Origin of the sequence: Neoaquamicrobium sediminum, from assembly GCF_040970315.1 — a bacterium.
GTDB lineage: Bacteria > Pseudomonadota > Alphaproteobacteria > Rhizobiales > Rhizobiaceae > Aerobium > Aerobium sediminum.
Window position 1 is genome coordinate 793,504 of sequence record NZ_JAZHFV010000002.1, and the last position, 17,254, is coordinate 810,757.

Sequence of the window (17,254 nt, forward strand, 5' to 3'; positions counted from 1 at the left end):
TGTCAGGCGGCCGCCTTCAGCTTCTTACCGACGGGGATGCGCACAGAGACGATGGTGCCTGCGCCTTCGGTCGACCGGATCTTGAGCGCGCCGCCGTGCAGTTCGGCGAGCGAGCGGGAGATCGCAAGTCCCAGCCCGGAGCCGGTGTGGTTCTTCGAGAACTGGTTCTGTACCTGCTCGAACGGACGGCCGAGCTTCTTCAAGGCATCCTTCGGAATGCCGCAGCCTGTATCCTCGATCGTCAGCATCACCGCGCCGGCGACCTTGCGCGCGCGCAGCGAGATGTGCCCACCCTGGCCGGTGAACTTCACCGCGTTGGACAGCAGGTTGATGACAATCTGCTTGATGGCTCGGCGGTCCGCATGCAGCACCATCTGATCGGAAATCTTCGTGTCGAGCGTGATCGACTTCTCGGCTGCCTGCAGCGCGACCACCCGCACGGTCTCGGTGATCAGCGGATGGAGGTCGATGCCTTCCCGATCGATCGAGAACTGTCCTGCCTCGATCTTCGACATGTCGAGGATGTCGTTAATGACGCCCAGCAGGTAGGAACCGCTGGCATGGATGTCCTTGACGTATTCGTCGTATTTGTCCGACCCCAGCGGTCCGAAATAGGCCTGCTGCATCATTTCCGAGAAGCCGATGATAGCGTTTAGCGGCGTGCGCAGTTCATGGCTCATATTGGCCAGGAACTCGGACTTCGCACGGCTCGCGGCCTCCGCGCGCTCGGTTTCCTTCATGTATTTGCGATTGAGCTCCACCAGTTCCGCCGTGCGCTCGCCCTCGGCCTTGCGGGCGAGGCTCAGGTCGTGAATCGTTGCCATCTGGCGGCGTTCGCTATCGACGAGCTTCTCCTGATGCAGCTTCATCTGCGTGATGTCGGCGCCGACCGACACCATGCCACCATCACGGGTGCGCAGTTCATTGACCTGCAGCCACCGTCCGTCGACGAGTTGCCGTTCATAGGTCGCACCACCGGATGGGCCGTTGGGGTTGGCAAGGCGGCGCTGGTGCACCGGCGCTGTCATGCGCTCCTCGACGCTGGCGCGAGGAGTGCCGGGGATGATGTCCTCGTCGCACAGGCCGTTATCCTGCTTGTACTTGGAATTGCACATCACCAGGCACTGCCTGGAATCCCACAAGACGAAGGATTCCGAGATACTCTCGATGGCGGTGCGCAGCCGCATGTCCGCCGTCTCGGAGCGCTGGGCGAGCGTGCGCTGCTCGGTCACGTCAACGGCGATACCAATCAGATGCACCTCTGGCGCATCCGGGTCGCTGACCTGCGCCTTGGCGCGGATCCAGACCCACTGACCAGCAGCGTTGCGCATCCGGAACACGTGGTCGACCTGGCCGACCTCGCGCGACACGATGCGGTTTGCGAGTTCGAAAAGGTCCGCATCGTCCGGATGGATGATTTCCGCGACAGCCCCGAACGACAGCATGGCTTCGGACGGCTCATAACCGAGCATCTCGTACATCGAGCGTGACCAGTACATCTGGCCCCGCACCATGTCCCAGTCCCACAGCCCGCACCTGCCGCGCACCAGCGCCAGGTCCACGCGTTCCTGCGCTTCCAGGTACAAACGGTCGGCGGCCTGCGCCCGCGCTGCCTGGCCGAAATAGGCATAGAGTATCACGATCAACACCCCGGCCGTCGCCACGAACAGGGTGATGTTGAGGGTGACGGCCTTGTTCCATTCGGCGAACACATCGTCCTGCGAGATCATCGCAAGGGCTGCCCCGAGGCGGCTGTCGTCTATGCCCATGGCCGCGTACCAGGTCTTGTCGCCGACACGGACTTCCATCACGCCGGCGCGTTCGCCGAAGAGGAAGAGCGGCTGCGCGCCGGACAGGACCGTTTCCAGCGAGCGCCCGACCCACTGCGCGCCGGCAGGGGTGGCGGCTTCGATGACGAAGCGGTCGTCGGTGACGACCATGACATGCCTGCTGCTGATGGAACCGTAGAGGGCGACATTGCTGATCAGGGCGTCGAAAGTCTCCCTGTCAGGTTCTCCCTCTGCCTGAGCAACGGACATGGCGTGGGTGAGGTGGCCGGCGGCCAGTCCCAGCAACCCCTTTGCCGAACGCTCGACGTCATCCCGCTGAGCCAGCAGCGACATGCAGCGCGTGCCTGCAACGATGATGAGAAAGATCACGATCAGGATAGGGATAAGGCGCTTCAGGATCGGCTCTGCCGCGAGAAGCTGGCGGTAGGCAGGCGCGGCGATCATGCGTGCATGGCCGGTCAACTGTCCGCGCGCATGCCGGGCAACCTTATGCCGGGCATGCATAATCCCCTCGGCCGCGTTCCACGCGTCCGCCTTTGCCATGAATGGCTCCCCGATCTGTCCCTCAAATGATCCGGCAACGCCGCACGCCCGAATCATGCATAAAGAATCAGACGCGATTCGCGCTGTCTAGTGGCCGCGCGCCGAAAGTTACGAATTCGTTACCTGCCGGCTGTGCTCAGATTGTCGGGCGCGGCGTCAGCGTCCTGCGAACTACGCCAGGGTCCGTTCGACAATGTCGCGCAGATCGCTGGACAGGTCCTTCGGCGCCGCAATTGCAAGCAGCGCTTCCCGCGCGGCGGCCTGTCGGTTCGGTTCGAGCGAGCGCCACGAGCGCAACGCCGTTGCCAATCGTGCCGCCAACTGCGGGTTCCGCTTCTCGATCTCCAGCACCGTCTCGGCGAAAAAGCGGTAGCCATCGCCGTCGGCGCGGTGGAAACCGGTCTGGTTGAGCGTCGAGAATGTTCCGATCAATGCCCGCACGCGATTGGGATTGGCGAGCGAAAAGCCTTTGTGGCGTGTCAGCGATTTGACGAGGTCGAGCGCAGCCTCGCCGGGAACAGTCGCCTGTGTCTGGTACCATTTGTCGAGTACCAGCGGGTCGTCGCCATATTGCGCTTCGAACGTATCAAGCGCCCGCTTCGTCGCGTCATGGCCGGCGAATCTGTGTGCGAGCACTGTCAGGGCCGCCGCCTTGTCGGTCATGTTCGTTGCTTCGTTAAACTGGTTCGCGGCAAGCGCCGGATCGTCGTCGGCGGCAGAGAGATAGCCGAGCAGGGTGTTGCGCAGGGCCCTCTGGCCCGCACTTTCCGCATCGGGGCTGAATGTGGAGCTATCGTCCAGTTCGGCATAGAGGCTGCGGAAAGTTTCGCGGTTTTGCCGTGCTATCGCATCCGTCAACGCTTCGCGGGCAATGAAGATCGCATCCGGATCGATGTTGGCGCCGATCTCGCGGGCAACGTCGGCTTCCGCCGGCAGTGTGAGCGCAAGCGCGCGGTAGGCCGGCTCCAGCGTCCGGTCGGCCGCGATCTCGCCGGCTGCTTCGACCAGGCTGTGGTCGAACTCCGGCTGCTTCTGGCCGCGCACCATGCGAAAGCCCTGTATCAGCGATTGCGTGAAAAGCGTCGTCAGCGCCTGCCAGCGGGCAACCAGATCGCTGTCGTTGCGCGCAAGGAACAGCAGGTCTTCGGGGCGTTGCTCCACCGACAGCGTGATCGGCGCGGAAAAGCCGCGATTGAGCGATAGCACCGGGCGGCTTTTCACGCCGTGGAAGCGCACGAGATGTCGCCGCTTCTTCACGTGGATGACGCCGTTCTCAACGGTAGCGCCTTCCACGCTCGTGGGCTCGATATCCTCGCCGTCCTCTCCGACGAGACCGAACGCGAGCGGGATATGCATAAGGCGCTTGCGGCTTTCCGAAGGGGTGGGCGGCACGGACTGCTCGATCTCCATCCGGAATTCGCTGCGCTCGGCATCGTGAACGCTGGAGATGGAAAGGTTCGGCGTGCCGGCCTGATGATACCAGAGCGCGAACTGAGAGAGGTCGCGTCCCGATGCATCCTCGAAGGCCTTCAGGAAATCCTCGATCGTCGCCGCATCGCCGTCATGCCGGCTGATGTAGAGCTTCATGCCTTTTCGGAAATCGTCGGCTCCCAGCACGGTGCGGATCATGCGCACCACTTCGGAACCCTTTTCGTAGACCGTGGCCGTGTAGAAGTTGTTGATCTCGCGGTACCTGCGCGGACGCACGGGATGCGCGAGCGGCCCCTGGTCCTCGGGGAACTGGTGGGCCCGCAGCGTCCGCACTTCGGCGATGCGCTTGACCGCGCGGGAGCGCTGGTCGGCCGAAAACTCGTGGTCGCGGAAGACCGTCAGCCCTTCCTTCAGGCAAAGCTGGAACCAGTCACGGCAAGTGATTCTGTTTCCTGTCCAATTGTGGAAGTATTCGTGAGCGATGATCGCCTCGATATTGGCGAAATCGGCGTCTGTGGCGGTCTCTTCGTCGGCAAGCACATACTTGTCGTTGAAGATGTTGAGCCCCTTGTTCTCCATCGCGCCCATGTTGAAGTCGGACACGGCCACGATGTTGAAGATGTCGAGGTCGTATTCGAGCCCGAAAACCTCCTCGTCCCATTTCATCGAGCGCTTCAAGGCATCCATCGCGTAGGCGGCGCGCGCCTGCTTGCCATGTTCCACATGGATGCCGAGCGCGACCTTGCGGCCGGATGCCGTGACGAACTCGTCGCGCAGCACCGCCAGGTCGCCCGCAACGAGAGCGAAGAGATAGGACGGCTTGGGGAAGGGATCGTGCCAGACGGCAAAGTGGCGCCCACCGTCCAGCATTCCGCTTTCGACCAGATTGCCGTTCGACAGCAGTATCGGCGCGTCCTTCCGGTCCGCTTCGATCCGTACGGTGTAGACGGACAGCATATCCGGACGGTCGACGAAATACGTGATCCGGCGGAAGCCCTCGGGTTCGCACTGGGTGCAATAGACGCCGTTCGAGCGGAAAAGACCCATCAGCGTGCTGTTGCGGGTTGGGTCCAGCCTGGTCTTGATCGTCACGCTGAAGCGCTGTGCCTGGGGAGGCCGGGCGATGGTCAGCCGCTGTGGCGTCACCTCGAACGACGACGCGTCCGCTGACTTTCCGTCTATGGCTAGGCTCTCAAACACCAACTCGTCGCCTTCGAGCACCAGCGGCGCATTTGCAGTCGCGCCTTCGCCGCGCTCGATCTCCAGCTCCGCCGTCACAACGGTCGCGTCGCCGTCCAGCGCGAAGGTAAGTTGCGTGGTGGGAATGATAAAATCGCTGGGCCGATAGTCCTCGATCCGGAAAATCTGGCCTGTGTCCTTGCGCATGCGCTGTCGTTCCTGCTGGTGGCGCGGCCTGACCGCGCAACAATCGGGTGCCGTGCTCTTTACATGATCCCGACGCTCGACAAAACTGACAGCGAACCTATCTCACAATGGTCGACAGATCGTTTCCGGGAAATCGTCATGAACGTTATGACTCCGAAATTCGGAATGGGCGCGTCCGTTTTGCGCGTCGAGGACGAGGCTTTCATCACTGGCAAGGGCCGCTATACGGACGATATCTCGCCCGACGGCACTGTCCATGGATACGTGCTGCGCTCACCGATTGCGAAGGGGACGTTCCGGATCGGATCCGTCGAGGCGGCGCGCGCTGCGGAAGGCGTGCATCTGGTCCTGACCGGCGCTGACATTGCACATCTGGGCGACCTGAAGACCGGGGGCATGCAGAAACAGCCCGACGGCTCGCGTGCGCCCGGCCGCGACATTCCCATCCTGTGCCGTGATCGCGTCAGCTATGTCGGTGATGCGGTTGCTTTCGTGGTTGCCGATACGCGGGCGCAGGCGCAGGACGCCGCGGAACTCATCGAGATTGATTTCGAGGCTGAAGACGCCGTTTCCGGCACCGCCGAGGCGCTCGACGACGACGCGGAACTGGTCTGGCCCGAGCATGGCACCAACAAGGCGTTCGAATACGCCATTGGCGACAAGACAAAAACCGACGCTGCCTTTGCCGGTGCCGCACATGTCACGCGCATCGAATTCGCCAACAACCGTCTGGTCTGCAACTACATGGAAGCGCGCGCCGCGATCGGCGAATGGAACGAGGCCGACGGACGTATGACCCTGACGACCGGGTCGCAGGGCGTGCATTCGATGCAGCGCATCATTGCGGACCAGGTATTCGGCATTTCGCACGACAAGTTGCGCGTCATCACGCCCGATGTCGGCGGTGGCTTCGGGCCGAAGGTTTTCGTCTACCGCGAATACCCGCTGGTTCTGGAGGCGGCGAAGCGGCTGGGGCGGCCTGTGAAATGGACCTGCGACCGTACGGAGCATTTCCTGACGGATGCGCAAGGCCGCGACAATGTGGTCACGGCCGAGATGGCGATGGATGCCGACGGTCGTTTTCTCGGGCTTCGCGTGCGACTGGCGGCAAATATGGGCGCCTACACGCATCAGTTCGGGCCGTTCATCCCCTATGTGGGCGCCAGCATGTCCACCGGCGTCTACGACATCGAGGCGCTCGATGTGGCGATCACCGGCGTCTACACCAACACCTGCCCGGTAGACGCTTATCGCGGTGCGGGACGGCCGGAAGCGGCGTTCCTGGTCGAAAAGCTCGTGGATGCCTGCGCGCGTGACCTCAATCTGTCGCCGCATGAGATCCGGCGACGCAACTTCATCAGGCCGGACCAGTTTCCCTATCGGACACAGACCGGCCGGAACTATGATGTTGGCGAATTCGAAGGCCATATGAACCAGGCGATGGAGCGCGCCGACTGGGCGGGGTTCGAAGCCCGCCTCGAGCAGTCGAAGGCATCGGGCAAGCTGCGCGGCATCGGCATGGCGACCTATGTCGAGGCCTGCGCCTTTGCCGGTTCCGAGCCCGCCCATGTGGAGTTGGGGGACGACGGCGTCGTGACGTTGCTGATCGGCACCCAGTCCAACGGTCAGGGCCATGCGACCGCGTATGCGCAACTGGTCGCTGACAAGCTCGGCCTCGACGTGACGCAGGTGCGCCTGCACCAGGGCGACACCGACCAGCTCGACAAGGGCGGCGGCACGGGCGGCTCGCGGTCGATCCCGCTTGGCGGCGTTTCCGCGGCGCGGGCCGGCGAGGATCTCGCCGAAAAAATCCGGAAGATCGCTGCCGACGAGCTCGAAGCGGCGGCCGCCGACATAGAACTCGTCGACGGCGAGGCGCGTATCGTCGGCACCGACCGGCGGATCGACTTCTCCGCAATTGCCAAGGCCGCCAAGTCGCCGGACGACGTAAAGGGGTTCGGCGAGTTCGTCCAGGACGAGGCGACCTATCCGAACGGCACGCATATCTGCGAGCTGGAGATCGAGCCGGAGACCGGCCAGATCGAAATCGTCAACTACACGATCGTCGACGATTTCGGGGCTACCGTGAACCCGGTGCTGCTCGCAGGCCAGGTCCATGGTGGTGTGGTTCAGGGCATCGGCCAGGCGCTCACCGAGGACACGGTCTATTCGGAAGACGGGCAGCTCCTGACGGCCAGCTTCATGGACTACGCCATGCCGCGTGCCGACATCGTTCCGTCCTTCCATTTCGAGACCCGCAACGTGCCCTCGACCACCAACGCGCTCGGCATCAAGGGCGCGGGCGAGGCCGGAACCATCGGTGCGACCCCGGCAGTGATGAACGCTGTCACCGACGCGCTTCACAGGGCATGCGGAATCGGCCATATCGAAATGCCCGCCACGCCGCAGCGCGTATGGCAGGCGCTCGCCGAGGCCCGCTCGTCCTGATGAGTTCCTGCTGATGCCCATTCCCTCTACCGCCGGCCTCGACAGGCCGGCCTGATCTCCATGGCCGTACAACAATCTTCGTCGGCCATGGCCGGCGGCACCAATCCGCTGCGCGGCATAGCGATGAAGATCGTTTCCGTTTCGGTGTTCGTGGCCATGTCCGCGCTCATCAAGGCGGCAGGGCAATTGCCGGCGGGGCAGATCGTCTTTTTCCGTTCGTTCTTTGCCATTCTGCCGATCCTGGCCATGCTGGCATGGCGTCACGAACTGCGCACTGCGCTGCACACGTCCAATCCTCTGGGTCATATCGCGCGTGGCGTGGTTGGCGTCAGCGCCATGGGGCTCGGCTTCTTCGCGCTGACCCGGCTGCCTTTGCCCGAGGCGATCACGCTCAACTACGCCCAGCCGCTGCTGGTCGTCGTTTTCAGCGCGCTGTTTCTGGGCGAGACGATCCGCGTCTATCGCTGGACGGCGGTCGCCGTCGGCCTGTTCGGCGTCGTTATTATCTCCTGGCCGAATCTGACGCTGTTCGCCGGCGCGGCTGGCATGGAGAGCGAGCAGGCGCTGGGTGTCGCGGCTGCCCTTGTCGGTGCTGCTGTCTCCGCAGTTGCCATGCTGCTGGTGCGCCGGCTGGTCCAGACCGAGAAAACCGCGACCATCGTGCTGTGGTTTTCGCTGACGGCCTCTTTCATGGCGCTGCTGACGCTGCCGTTCGGCTGGACGGCGCTCTCGGCCTTCCAGGCTGCGCTGCTCGTCGGAGCGGGCATTTGCGGTGGGCTGGGCCAGATCCTGATGACGGAGAGTTACCGCTACGCGGAAGCCTCCACTGTCGCGCCGTTCGAATATTCGTCCATGATACTGGGCATCGCGGTCGGCTATCTGGCCTTCGGCGATCTGCCCACTGTCTACACCATCGTCGGCGGGCTGATCGTCGTCGCCGCCGGCATCTTCATCATCTGGCGCGAGCGGCAACTGGGGCTCGAGCGGGGCAGGGCGCGCAAGGTCGCGCCGCCGCAATAGGGCGCAGGCCTACCCCCCGGAAGCGAGCGCACGCAGAAGCTCGCCGGTGCGCGCGTCCGCGGGAAAGAACGATTCGATAGCGATCTCCGACAGCGTCACGTCGAGCGGGGTGCCGAACACCGTTATCGTACTGATGAAAGACAGCACCTCGTCTCCGGCGCGCAGGCGCAGCGGCACGGCTACATTGGCGGCCGCGTCATACGCCTTGCCGTTACCGCGCGGGCGGCCCGGGTAGCCCGAGAGCTCCTTTTCCAGCGCTTCGAGCGCCGGGTCGGCTGAGGCCTCGATCTGCAGCTTGAGGCGCTCGATCAGATGGTTGCGCCATTCGTCGAGGTTGACGACCCGTGGTGCCAGCCCCTTCGGATGAAGCGTGAGCCGCAAGACGTTGACAGGCGGTGCGAGTAACGACTGGTCTTCGATGCCCGCCAGCAGCGGTCCGACGGCGGCGTTGGCAAGCACCATGTTCCAGCCCCTGTCGACTGCGATGGCCGGATAGGGCTCGTGGCCCTTGAGCACCAGCTCGACCGCTGCCAGTGCCGGCTTGAAGGAGTCGTCCTCCAGATTGCGTTCGCCGTAGATCGGCGCGAAGCCTGCAGCGACAAGCATCTGGTTGCGCTGGCGCAATGGCACAGCCAGCCGCTCGGCAAGCCTCAGGACCATCTCGCGCGACGGCAATGAACGGCCGCTCTCCAGGAAGCTGAGGTGGCGCTGGGATATTTCGGCCTCGAGCGCAAGATCGAGCTGGCTCATGCGGCGGCGCTGCCGCCATTCTTTGATCAGCGTGCCGGCGGGCGGCTGCATCGTGTTCATCGCTTCTTCTCCGGATGACGTCGTTGGTCATCGGAATCTATCCGTCCGAGGTGCGATTTCCTATTACCTGATGCGTAATCGCCAGCGATCCGAAATGCCGTCATCTTCCCGGCCATCGGGTTGGCAAACGGCTCACAGCAGGCCAGCCCAAGGTTTCAACCAAGGGAGAACGACCATGACCATTCCGATGAACTCTTTCCTCAAGAACACGCTCCTGCTCGACGCCGTGGTGTCCGGTGCAGCCGCCGTGCTGATGGCGGCCGGCGCCAGTCTGCTTGGCCCCTTCCTCAACTTGCCGACTTCGCTGCTTTTCTGGGCCGGTATCGTGCTGCTGCCGTGGGTGGCGCTGCTCGTGGTGCTGTCGCGCCGCCAGAGCCTGTCGCGGATGGTGCTGCTCGATGTGGTGCTGGTCAACGTCGCCTGGGTTCTTGCCAGCATCGGTATCGTCGCTTTTGGCTACGTCGAACCGAACTTGCTGGGTGTGGCCTTCGTGGTGGCACAGGCTCTCGCGGTGGCGTTCTTCGCGGTGCTCCAGTATGCCGCGCTGCGTCAAGCCCGGCCGGCAATGGCGTGAGCCTATCCGCGAAGCACTTCCAGCTTCGCCTTCACTTCCAGCAGATCCCGCCACGCAAGTTTCTTGTGGGCGGGATTTCGCAGGAGATAGGCCGGGTGCAGCGTCGGCATGGCGGCGATCTCGATGCCCGAAGCCGTCGCATGCGTCTTCCACTTGCCGCGCAGCCGCAACACGCCCTCGGTCGCATGCAGCAGCACCTTTGCAGATGGTCCGCCCAGCGTCACCAGCACCTTGGGAGCGGCGAGCTCGATCTGCCGCTCGATGAACGGACGACAGATTTCCGTTTCCAGAGGCGTCGGCGTGCGATTGCCGGGCGGCCTCCACGGAATGACGTTGGCGATATAGGCGCTGGTCCGGTCTATGCCGATGGCCGCCAGCATCCGGTCCAGCAGACGGCCGGAGCGGCCGACGAAGGGCAGCCCATCAATATCCTCGTCGCGCCCCGGTGCTTCGCCGACCAGCATCAGGTCGGCCTGCGGGTTTCCATCGGAAAATACGGTCTGCTTGGCCGTGAATTTGAGGTTGCAGCCGTCGAAGGCCGAAACGATCTCGCGCAGTTCCTCCAGCGACTTGGCCTCCTGCGCGAGTTCGCGTGCACGGGCCGCCTGGGCTTCGTCCGGAACCGCCATCGCAGGAGCGGGTCTGGTCTGAGCCTGAGGTGGTTGCGCTTTGGTCTCCCGGCTTCTGGCTGGCTCGTTCTGCTGCGGAGCCTGCGCGCGCGCCGTTGTTCCTGCCGATTCCTCGAACCGGTCGATCGGCTCGTCGAACAGCGCCTCGTCGACGCCCGCATCCGCATAAAAGCGGAGGAGGTCGGCAAGGTCGGGCAGGGGATGCTTAGGGTCGGCAATCGACATCACGGCTCGATCTTATGCGAGCGCCGGCCTCAGGAGAAGGGCACTGTCGGGTCCTGCACCAGAAAGAACTCCCAGCGCGGCGTGAAATCCGTGATGAAGATGCGAAACGTCACCGTTTTCAGCGGATCGGTAAATCCGTTGCGAAAGATCAGGCGGTCATAGGGCTCGAAGTCGCGACTGTATTCCGCGTATCGGTCCGACGAAATGTTGCTCGACTCCGTCCGCCGCTGATCGAAGGAAAGTCCATCGCCGAAGGTGCTCGGTTCGCCGACGATCTCCTGCAGTTCGAACTCGAATTCCAGCCAAGGCAGGCCGCTGTTGTTCAGCGCGACGATCTGCATGTGGATGAAGCCATGCGCGAAATTGCCGGAAAAGTCTCTTGCGCGAACCGGTTTCTCCGCGCGTACAACCAGTGTGACCGGGCTCGCCGAGACCATCTCCTGGATCAGCACCACGGGGTCTTCCGCGCTGCCCGTGCCAGAGATTTCGCGAATGGTGAAGCCGCCCATTTCATCGGAGAAAGAATAGGGGCCGGCGTGCCAGCGGCCGAGATCGTCGGCGCCAAGCGCTGGTGCCACAGCGACCGGTTGAGCCAGGACTAGCAGGATCGGCAAGTGTCTTGCCATGCATCCTCCCGCCGGCAGCACGCACCCGGTTTTCTGTTCGTTCCGGAGCGGCTGCCTTTCGGCAGTCTAGCGCCGATCGGGACATGCGAGAAGCGTCTATGTTTGCCACAAGCGGGCACTCGGAACCTTGCCGCAATGATTGACGTTTACGTCAACGTCGCTTAAATTCGGAAGATAGCGGCTAAACAGTAAGCTGGGACCTTGGGTCGCGGGCGGTTTCGCCGCTTCCCAACATGCGCTATGAGCGCAAAGGGTATCAGCTTGAGTGCCGACGGGCGGACGCGGAGGATTGATTGATGAGCGAGACTGAGCGCGAAAGCATGGAATTCGACGTGGTGATCGTCGGCGCGGGGCCGGCCGGTCTTTCCGCGGCGATCCGCCTCAAGCAGCTCAATCCCGATCTGTCCGTCGTCGTTCTCGAAAAGGGCGCGGAAGTCGGCGCGCACATTCTTTCGGGCGCCGTGGTCGATCCGATCGGTATCGACCGGCTGCTGCCCGACTGGCGCGAGGAGAGCGACCATCCATTCAAGACCCCGGTCACGGACGACCATTTCCTCGTGCTCGGGCCTGCGGGTTCGGTGCGGCTGCCCAACATCCTGATGCCGCCGCTGATGAACAATCACGGCAATTACATAGTATCGCTCGGCAATGTCTGCCGCTGGCTCGCCGGCCACGCCGAAGCGCTCGGTGTCGAGATTTATCCGGGCTTCGCCGCGGCCGAGGTTATTTATAACGATGCCGGATCGGTGATCGGCGTGGCCACCGGCGACATGGGGGTCGAGCGCGACGGATCGCACGGGCCGAACTATGCGCCCGGCATGGCGCTGCTCGGCAAATATGTGCTGATCGGCGAGGGTGTGCGCGGCTCGCTCGCTAAGCAGCTCATCGCGAAATACGCGCTAGGCGAGGGGCGCGAGCCGCAGAAGTTCGGCATCGGTCTGAAGGAGCTGTGGCAGGTCGCGCCGGAGAACCATCGTCCCGGCCTCGTCCAGCACTCGTTCGGCTGGCCGCTCGGCGGCAGCACGGGCGGCGGCTCGTTCCTCTACCATCTGGAAGACAACCAGGTCGCCGTGGGTTTCGTGGTTCACCTCAACTACAAGAACCCTTATCTCGCGCCGTTCGAAGAGTTCCAGCGCTTCAAGACGCATCCGGCGATCCGCGGCACGTTCGAAGGCGCCAAGCGGCTGTCATACGGCGCGCGCGCGATCACCGAGGGTGGCTACCAGTCGGTGCCGAAGCTCTCGTTCCCGGGCGGCGCGCTGATCGGCTGCTCGGCGGGGCTCGTCAACGTGCCGCGCATCAAGGGCTCGCACAACGCCGTGCTGTCGGGAATGCTCGCGGCCGAGCATGTCGCCGAGGCGATCGCGGGCGGTCGTGCCCATGACGAACTTGCCGGTTACGAAGAAGCCTGGCGCGCCACCGACATCGGCAAGGACCTGAAGAGGGTCCGCAACGTCAAGCCGCTTTGGTCGAAGTTCGGCCTGTGGCTGGGCGTCGGGCTCGGCGGTCTCGACATGTGGCTGAATACGCTGTTCGGCTTCTCGCCATTCGGCACCATGAAGCACGGCAAGACCGATGCGGCCGCGCTCGAGCCAGCCGCGCAGCACAAGAAGATCGAATATCCCAAGCCGGATGGCGTGCTGACCTTCGACAGGCTGTCTTCGGTGTTCCTGTCCAACACCAACCACGAGGAGGACCAGCCGGTCCATCTCCAGGTCAAGGACATGGAACTGCAGAAGCGCTCGGAGCACGACGTCTATGCCGGACCCTCGTCGCGATACTGCCCGGCTGGCGTCTATGAATGGGTGGATGCCGACGGCAACGCGGCCGCCGACCGCATGGGCATCGACGTCCGTTTCGTCATCAACGCCCAGAACTGCGTCCACTGCAAGACGTGCGACATCAAGGACCCCAACCAGAACATCAACTGGGTGCCGCCGCAGGGCGGCGAGGGACCGGTCTATCCGAATATGTAGGCGATTGGCGAATGGTGAGTAGCGAATTGGGTTGCCGGCTTAAACGCCAGCGCCAACCTGTTCGCTACTCGCTCAGCGACGCCTGCAACACGGCGGCGGGCTGTTCCTGCGGCAGCAGCATGAATTCGAAAAGCAGCGGCAGGTGGTCGGATCCCACCGCTTCGAGCTTGCGCACATTCACCGGCACGATGCCGCCCTTGATCATGACATGGTCGATGGGCAAGCCTAGCGACGGGCGCATCCAGGCCGGAAAGCGGCGGTCGAGATAAGTCGGCCCAACCCCGCGCAGGATCTCGGTTCCACTAGCCCGTTCCACGCGCTGGGCCGTCTGGCTCCACGGAACGGCGTTCAGGTCGCCGGCAACGATGGCCGTAGAGCCGATCTCGGCGAGCAGCGGCTCCATCAGCGGCACCTGCCATTGCTGGCTGAACGGCCACGGCCAGCCAAGATGCACCGCCGCAACCTCCAGCCGCCTCCCGTTCATGTCGAGGATGACGTGGCCGAACGAGCCTCGGTCTCCGCAGTCCGGCTCGAAATCTGCGGCGAAGGGACGGCGTGACAGGATTGCCGAGCCGCCGATATAGGCAGGCGGCGGGCAGATGAGCTGGTACGGATAGGTGGCCTTGAGCACGCCCAACTTTTCGACCCAGTAGGCCGAGACTTCGTTGAGCGTGATGACGTCCGGCTTTTCGCGCCCGATCATCGAGAACACATCGTTTGGCCGCGGATTGTCGTAGCGCAGGTTGAGCTGCACCAGACGGTACAGACTGCCGCCGGGTTCCGCCGAAGCGGCGTTCACCTTCAGCGCATGTCCCGAAAATCCCACGGTCTGGACGATCGCGGTCGCACCGAAAAGCAGGGCGAAGACGGCCTCCGGCCAATAGCGCAGGAAGACCAGCAGCGGCACGCCGCAGACGAGCAGGCCCGCAGCCAGATGAATGCGCAGGTGCGAGAAGGAATCGAACGCGAAATGGATCCAGCCGAGATAGCCGAACGCCAACGCCGCCGCGATGCCAAGCAGCGTGGTGACGGCCAGCAGCCGCAATATGATTGATCCCCTCAGGCGGTCCATGGCGCTCGGATGGTCGAAGATTGAGGCGCGATCAAGACAGCCGCGCCGCTCTGCTGAGCGTCGAACCTACAGGAACGCAGTTTCCGAAAAGCTGCGCAGTTTGCGCGAATGCAGCCTTTCGGCCGGCATCTCGGCGAGCTTTTCCATGGCGCGGATGCCGATGGTCAGGTGCTGGGACACCTGCCGCTTGTAGAATTCCGTCGCCATGCCCGGAAGCTTCAGTTCGCCGTGGAGCGGCTTGTCCGAGACGCAAAGCAATGTCCCGTAGGGAACGCGGAAACGGAAGCCGTTGGCCGCGATGGTGGCCGATTCCATGTCGAGCGCAATGGCGCGCGATTGCGAGAGCCGCTGCACCGGCCCGCGCTGGTCGCGCAGCTCCCAGTTGCGGTTGTCGATGGTAGCGACCGTTCCCGTGCGCATGATGCGTTTCAGGTCGTAGCCTGAAAGTCCGGTCACCTCAGCCACCGCTTCCTGCACGGCCACCTGTATTTCGGCCAGCGCCGGGATCGGAACCCAGACCGGTAGATCGTCGTCGAGCACGTGGTCCTCGCGCACATAGGCATGAGCCAGCACGTAGTCGCCCAGCGCCTGTGTGTTGCGCAGCCCGGCGCAGTGGCCGAGCATCAGCCAGGCATGCGGGCGCAGCACCGCGATATGGTCGGTGATCGTCTTTGCGTTGGAAGGGCCGACGCCGATATTCACCATCGTGATGCCGCCATGGCCCGGCTTGGACAGATGGTAGGCCGGCATCTGCGGCATACGGGTCAGCGTCGAGCCTTCGTGCGGCATGGTCTCGCCGGCACGCGTGATGACGTTGCCGGGCTCGATGAAGGCCTCGTAGCCGTCGCCGCCCTTGGCCATCAGCTCGCGCGCCAGCACGCAGAACTCGTCGATGTAGAACTGGTAGTTCGTGAACAGCACGAAATTCTGGAAGTGGTTCGGGCTGGTGGCCGTGTAGTGCGACAGCCTGTGCAGCGAGTAGTCGATGCGCTGCGCGGTAAACGGCGCCAGCGGCATCGGCTCGCCCGGCAGCGGCTCGTAGGTGCCGTTGGCGATGTGGTCGTCGGTGGCGTTCAGGTCCGGTACGTCGAAGAGGTCACGCAGCGGCCGCTGGATGCGGTCGGCCACGCCGGCGTCCACGTGCGTGCCTTCGAGGAACGCGAAATGCAGCGGGATCGGCGTTTCGGATTCGCCCACCGTCACCGGCACGCCGTGATTGCGCATCAGCAGTCGAAGCTGCTCGGTCAGGTAGCTGTCGAACAGATCGGGGCGGGTGATGGTTGTCGAGTAGTGCCCCGGCGCGGCCATGTGCCCGTAGGAAAGTCGCGTGTCGATCTGGGTGTAGGAGGAGGTCGAGACACCGACCTCGGGATAGAAGGCGCGATAGCGGCGCTGCTGATCGACACCTTCGCCGAGCTTGTCGAACGAGTCCCTCAGGAAGCTGGTGTTGCGGTCGTAGAGGGCCTTGAGCGCGTCGACGGCCTCGCGTGCGTCGGTGAAGCTCTGGCGGGCATAGGGGTCCGGCGTGGAGACCGATTCGATGGGTTGTGGGTAGATTCGCTTTTCCATGACCTATTATAGAGACTTGGTCATGACGTTTCGAGGGTCCCCACCTCCAATTTCCGTTTGAAGCTGTTTTGCGGTCTGCCTGACACTCACAGGCGGCGCAGGCTCGTGACCAGCACGAAACCGATGCCCTTCTGCGGCGAGCCGGCGCTTTCGATGATGCTGGCCGAACCGGCCTGCACGGACTGTATCGCGAGCAGCGGCGTGAACAGCAGCATGAAAAGCAGGGTCACGCGCAATGCAGCGGTGAACAGGCCTGGGAAAGTGTTTGCGATCTGGTTCATCGGTCGCCTCTTCAGTGACGGGCCGGGATGGCGCAGCCGCTGGCATCGCAGCTCAGGAAGCCCGTCGGGCGCACGTGGTTGGCGCGGCTGTCCTCTGCGACGAGCATGGAGAGCGCCATGCCGAACGAGGCGACGAGCAAGCATACGATTGTGAAGCGGCGGCTGAGCATCTCTGGCGGTGTCCTTCGTTTGTGACCGAAAGATGCCAGAAGCCGGCTGAACCATGGCTGAGATGTGCATTCATCTGCCGTTCAGCGACCTTAACGAAAGCTTGCAGGTATTGATTGGTGCGGCTTTGCGCCGGCTTGGGCGGCCAGCACGAACGTTTTCCTAGCCATGCCGTCGAAGGATTGTACTGCTGGACGGGAGCCGGACCGGCGGCCCAGCGTCATGCGGGACCGCCGGCGGCAGCGTGATCTACTGCCGCTTCCAGTTCTGGGTGCGGCAGAAGATGGCCGCTACGCAGCCCTGCATGGCAAGGCTGTTGCCGTTCAGCGTGGCATTGCCGGAATAGGTCTTGTCGTTCGCGGGGTCGGTGATTTTCCCCTTGTATTTGCCGCTTCCGGCCGGCTGCATCTGCCCGATGCGTTTGCCATTATGCTCGCCGCTGCGCAGCGTAATCATGAAGCTGCCCCCGGACGCAGCGATCTGGGCGATGGCGCCGCTGTCTGTCTTCCAGTTCCCCTCGATGGGATCGGCAAGCGCGGTGCCCGCGAGCATGAGGGACAGTGCTGCTGTGACTGTAATTCTGCGAAGCATGTTTCTCCTCCCATCCCGGACGGGCTCATATCCCGGCGCGGGCTTGTTACTTACGCAAACGTAAACGTAAACGAATTCGTGTTGCCGCGAAAGACCCCGCATGCACGGCAGGATT

Annotated in this window: 14 protein-coding genes; 4 read left to right on the forward strand and 10 right to left on the reverse strand. The window is 63.5% G+C overall.

Annotated elements, in window-relative coordinates:
* Positions 1 to 2 precede the first annotated feature (2 nt).
* Entirely contained in the window at positions 3 to 2,333 is a 2,331-nt protein-coding gene (locus V1479_RS09175) for a PAS domain-containing sensor histidine kinase (protein ID WP_368802631.1), read from the reverse strand.
* A 171-nt stretch (positions 2,334 to 2,504) separates the two neighbouring features.
* A complete protein-coding gene (pepN, locus tag V1479_RS09180; RefSeq protein ID WP_368802632.1) occupies positions 2,505 to 5,150 on the reverse strand; it encodes an aminopeptidase N in 2,646 nt (881 codons plus the stop codon).
* Positions 5,151 to 5,288: 138 nt separating this feature from the next.
* Here pepN and V1479_RS09185 point away from each other — a divergent pair, with 138 nt between their 5' ends.
* Entirely contained in the window at positions 5,289 to 7,598 is a 2,310-nt protein-coding gene (locus V1479_RS09185) for a xanthine dehydrogenase family protein molybdopterin-binding subunit (protein WP_368802633.1), read from the forward strand.
* Between the two features lie 60 nt (positions 7,599 to 7,658).
* On the forward strand, positions 7,659 to 8,618 hold the full coding sequence (locus V1479_RS09190) for a DMT family transporter (RefSeq protein WP_368802634.1): 960 nt from the start codon (positions 7,659 to 7,661) through the stop codon (positions 8,616 to 8,618).
* 9 nt (positions 8,619 to 8,627) lie between these two features.
* Here the strand turns inward: V1479_RS09190 and V1479_RS09195 are convergent, their stop codons facing one another.
* Entirely contained in the window at positions 8,628 to 9,419 is a 792-nt protein-coding gene (locus V1479_RS09195; RefSeq protein ID WP_368802853.1) for an MmyB family transcriptional regulator, read from the reverse strand.
* Between the two features lie 184 nt (positions 9,420 to 9,603).
* Between V1479_RS09195 and V1479_RS09200 the strand changes: the two genes are divergently transcribed.
* Entirely contained in the window at positions 9,604 to 10,002 is a 399-nt protein-coding gene (locus V1479_RS09200) for a hypothetical protein (RefSeq protein WP_368802635.1), read from the forward strand.
* Between the two features lie 2 nt (positions 10,003 to 10,004).
* Here V1479_RS09200 and V1479_RS09205 read toward each other — a convergent pair whose 3' ends face one another.
* Both V1479_RS09205 and V1479_RS09210 read right to left on the reverse strand, forming a co-directional pair.
* Positions 10,005 to 10,856, reverse strand: a complete 852-nt coding sequence (locus V1479_RS09205; RefSeq protein WP_368802636.1) for a uracil-DNA glycosylase — start codon at positions 10,854 to 10,856, stop codon at positions 10,005 to 10,007.
* A gap of 29 nt (positions 10,857 to 10,885) precedes the next feature.
* Positions 10,886 to 11,482: a hypothetical protein gene (locus tag V1479_RS09210; RefSeq protein WP_368802637.1), complete on the reverse strand. Its 597-nt coding sequence runs from the start codon at positions 11,480 to 11,482 to the stop codon at positions 10,886 to 10,888.
* Positions 11,483 to 11,778: 296 nt separating this feature from the next.
* Between V1479_RS09210 and V1479_RS09215 the strand changes: the two genes are divergently transcribed.
* On the forward strand, positions 11,779 to 13,458 hold the full coding sequence (locus V1479_RS09215; protein ID WP_368802638.1) for an electron transfer flavoprotein-ubiquinone oxidoreductase: 1,680 nt from the start codon (positions 11,779 to 11,781) through the stop codon (positions 13,456 to 13,458).
* A 64-nt stretch (positions 13,459 to 13,522) separates the two neighbouring features.
* Here V1479_RS09215 and V1479_RS09220 read toward each other — a convergent pair whose 3' ends face one another.
* From V1479_RS09220 to V1479_RS09240, 5 genes are all read right to left on the reverse strand, one after another.
* Positions 13,523 to 14,530 carry an endonuclease/exonuclease/phosphatase family protein gene (locus V1479_RS09220; RefSeq protein WP_368802639.1) on the reverse strand — a complete coding sequence of 336 codons (1,008 nt, stop codon included), beginning with the start codon at positions 14,528 to 14,530 and terminating at the stop codon, positions 13,523 to 13,525.
* Between the two features lie 66 nt (positions 14,531 to 14,596).
* Complete coding sequence (locus V1479_RS09225; protein ID WP_173190317.1) at positions 14,597 to 16,099, reverse strand: AMP nucleosidase; 1,503 nt, start codon at positions 16,097 to 16,099, stop codon at positions 14,597 to 14,599.
* A gap of 86 nt (positions 16,100 to 16,185) precedes the next feature.
* Positions 16,186 to 16,380 (reverse strand): hypothetical protein, encoded by a 195-nt coding sequence (locus tag V1479_RS09230; RefSeq protein ID WP_173190319.1) that lies wholly within the window; start codon positions 16,378 to 16,380, stop codon positions 16,186 to 16,188.
* 11 nt (positions 16,381 to 16,391) lie between these two features.
* Entirely contained in the window at positions 16,392 to 16,550 is a 159-nt protein-coding gene (locus V1479_RS09235) for a hypothetical protein (RefSeq protein WP_173190320.1), read from the reverse strand.
* A gap of 247 nt (positions 16,551 to 16,797) precedes the next feature.
* On the reverse strand, positions 16,798 to 17,139 hold the full coding sequence (locus tag V1479_RS09240; protein WP_173190322.1) for a DUF2147 domain-containing protein: 342 nt from the start codon (positions 17,137 to 17,139) through the stop codon (positions 16,798 to 16,800).
* Positions 17,140 to 17,254: the final 115 nt, after the last annotated feature.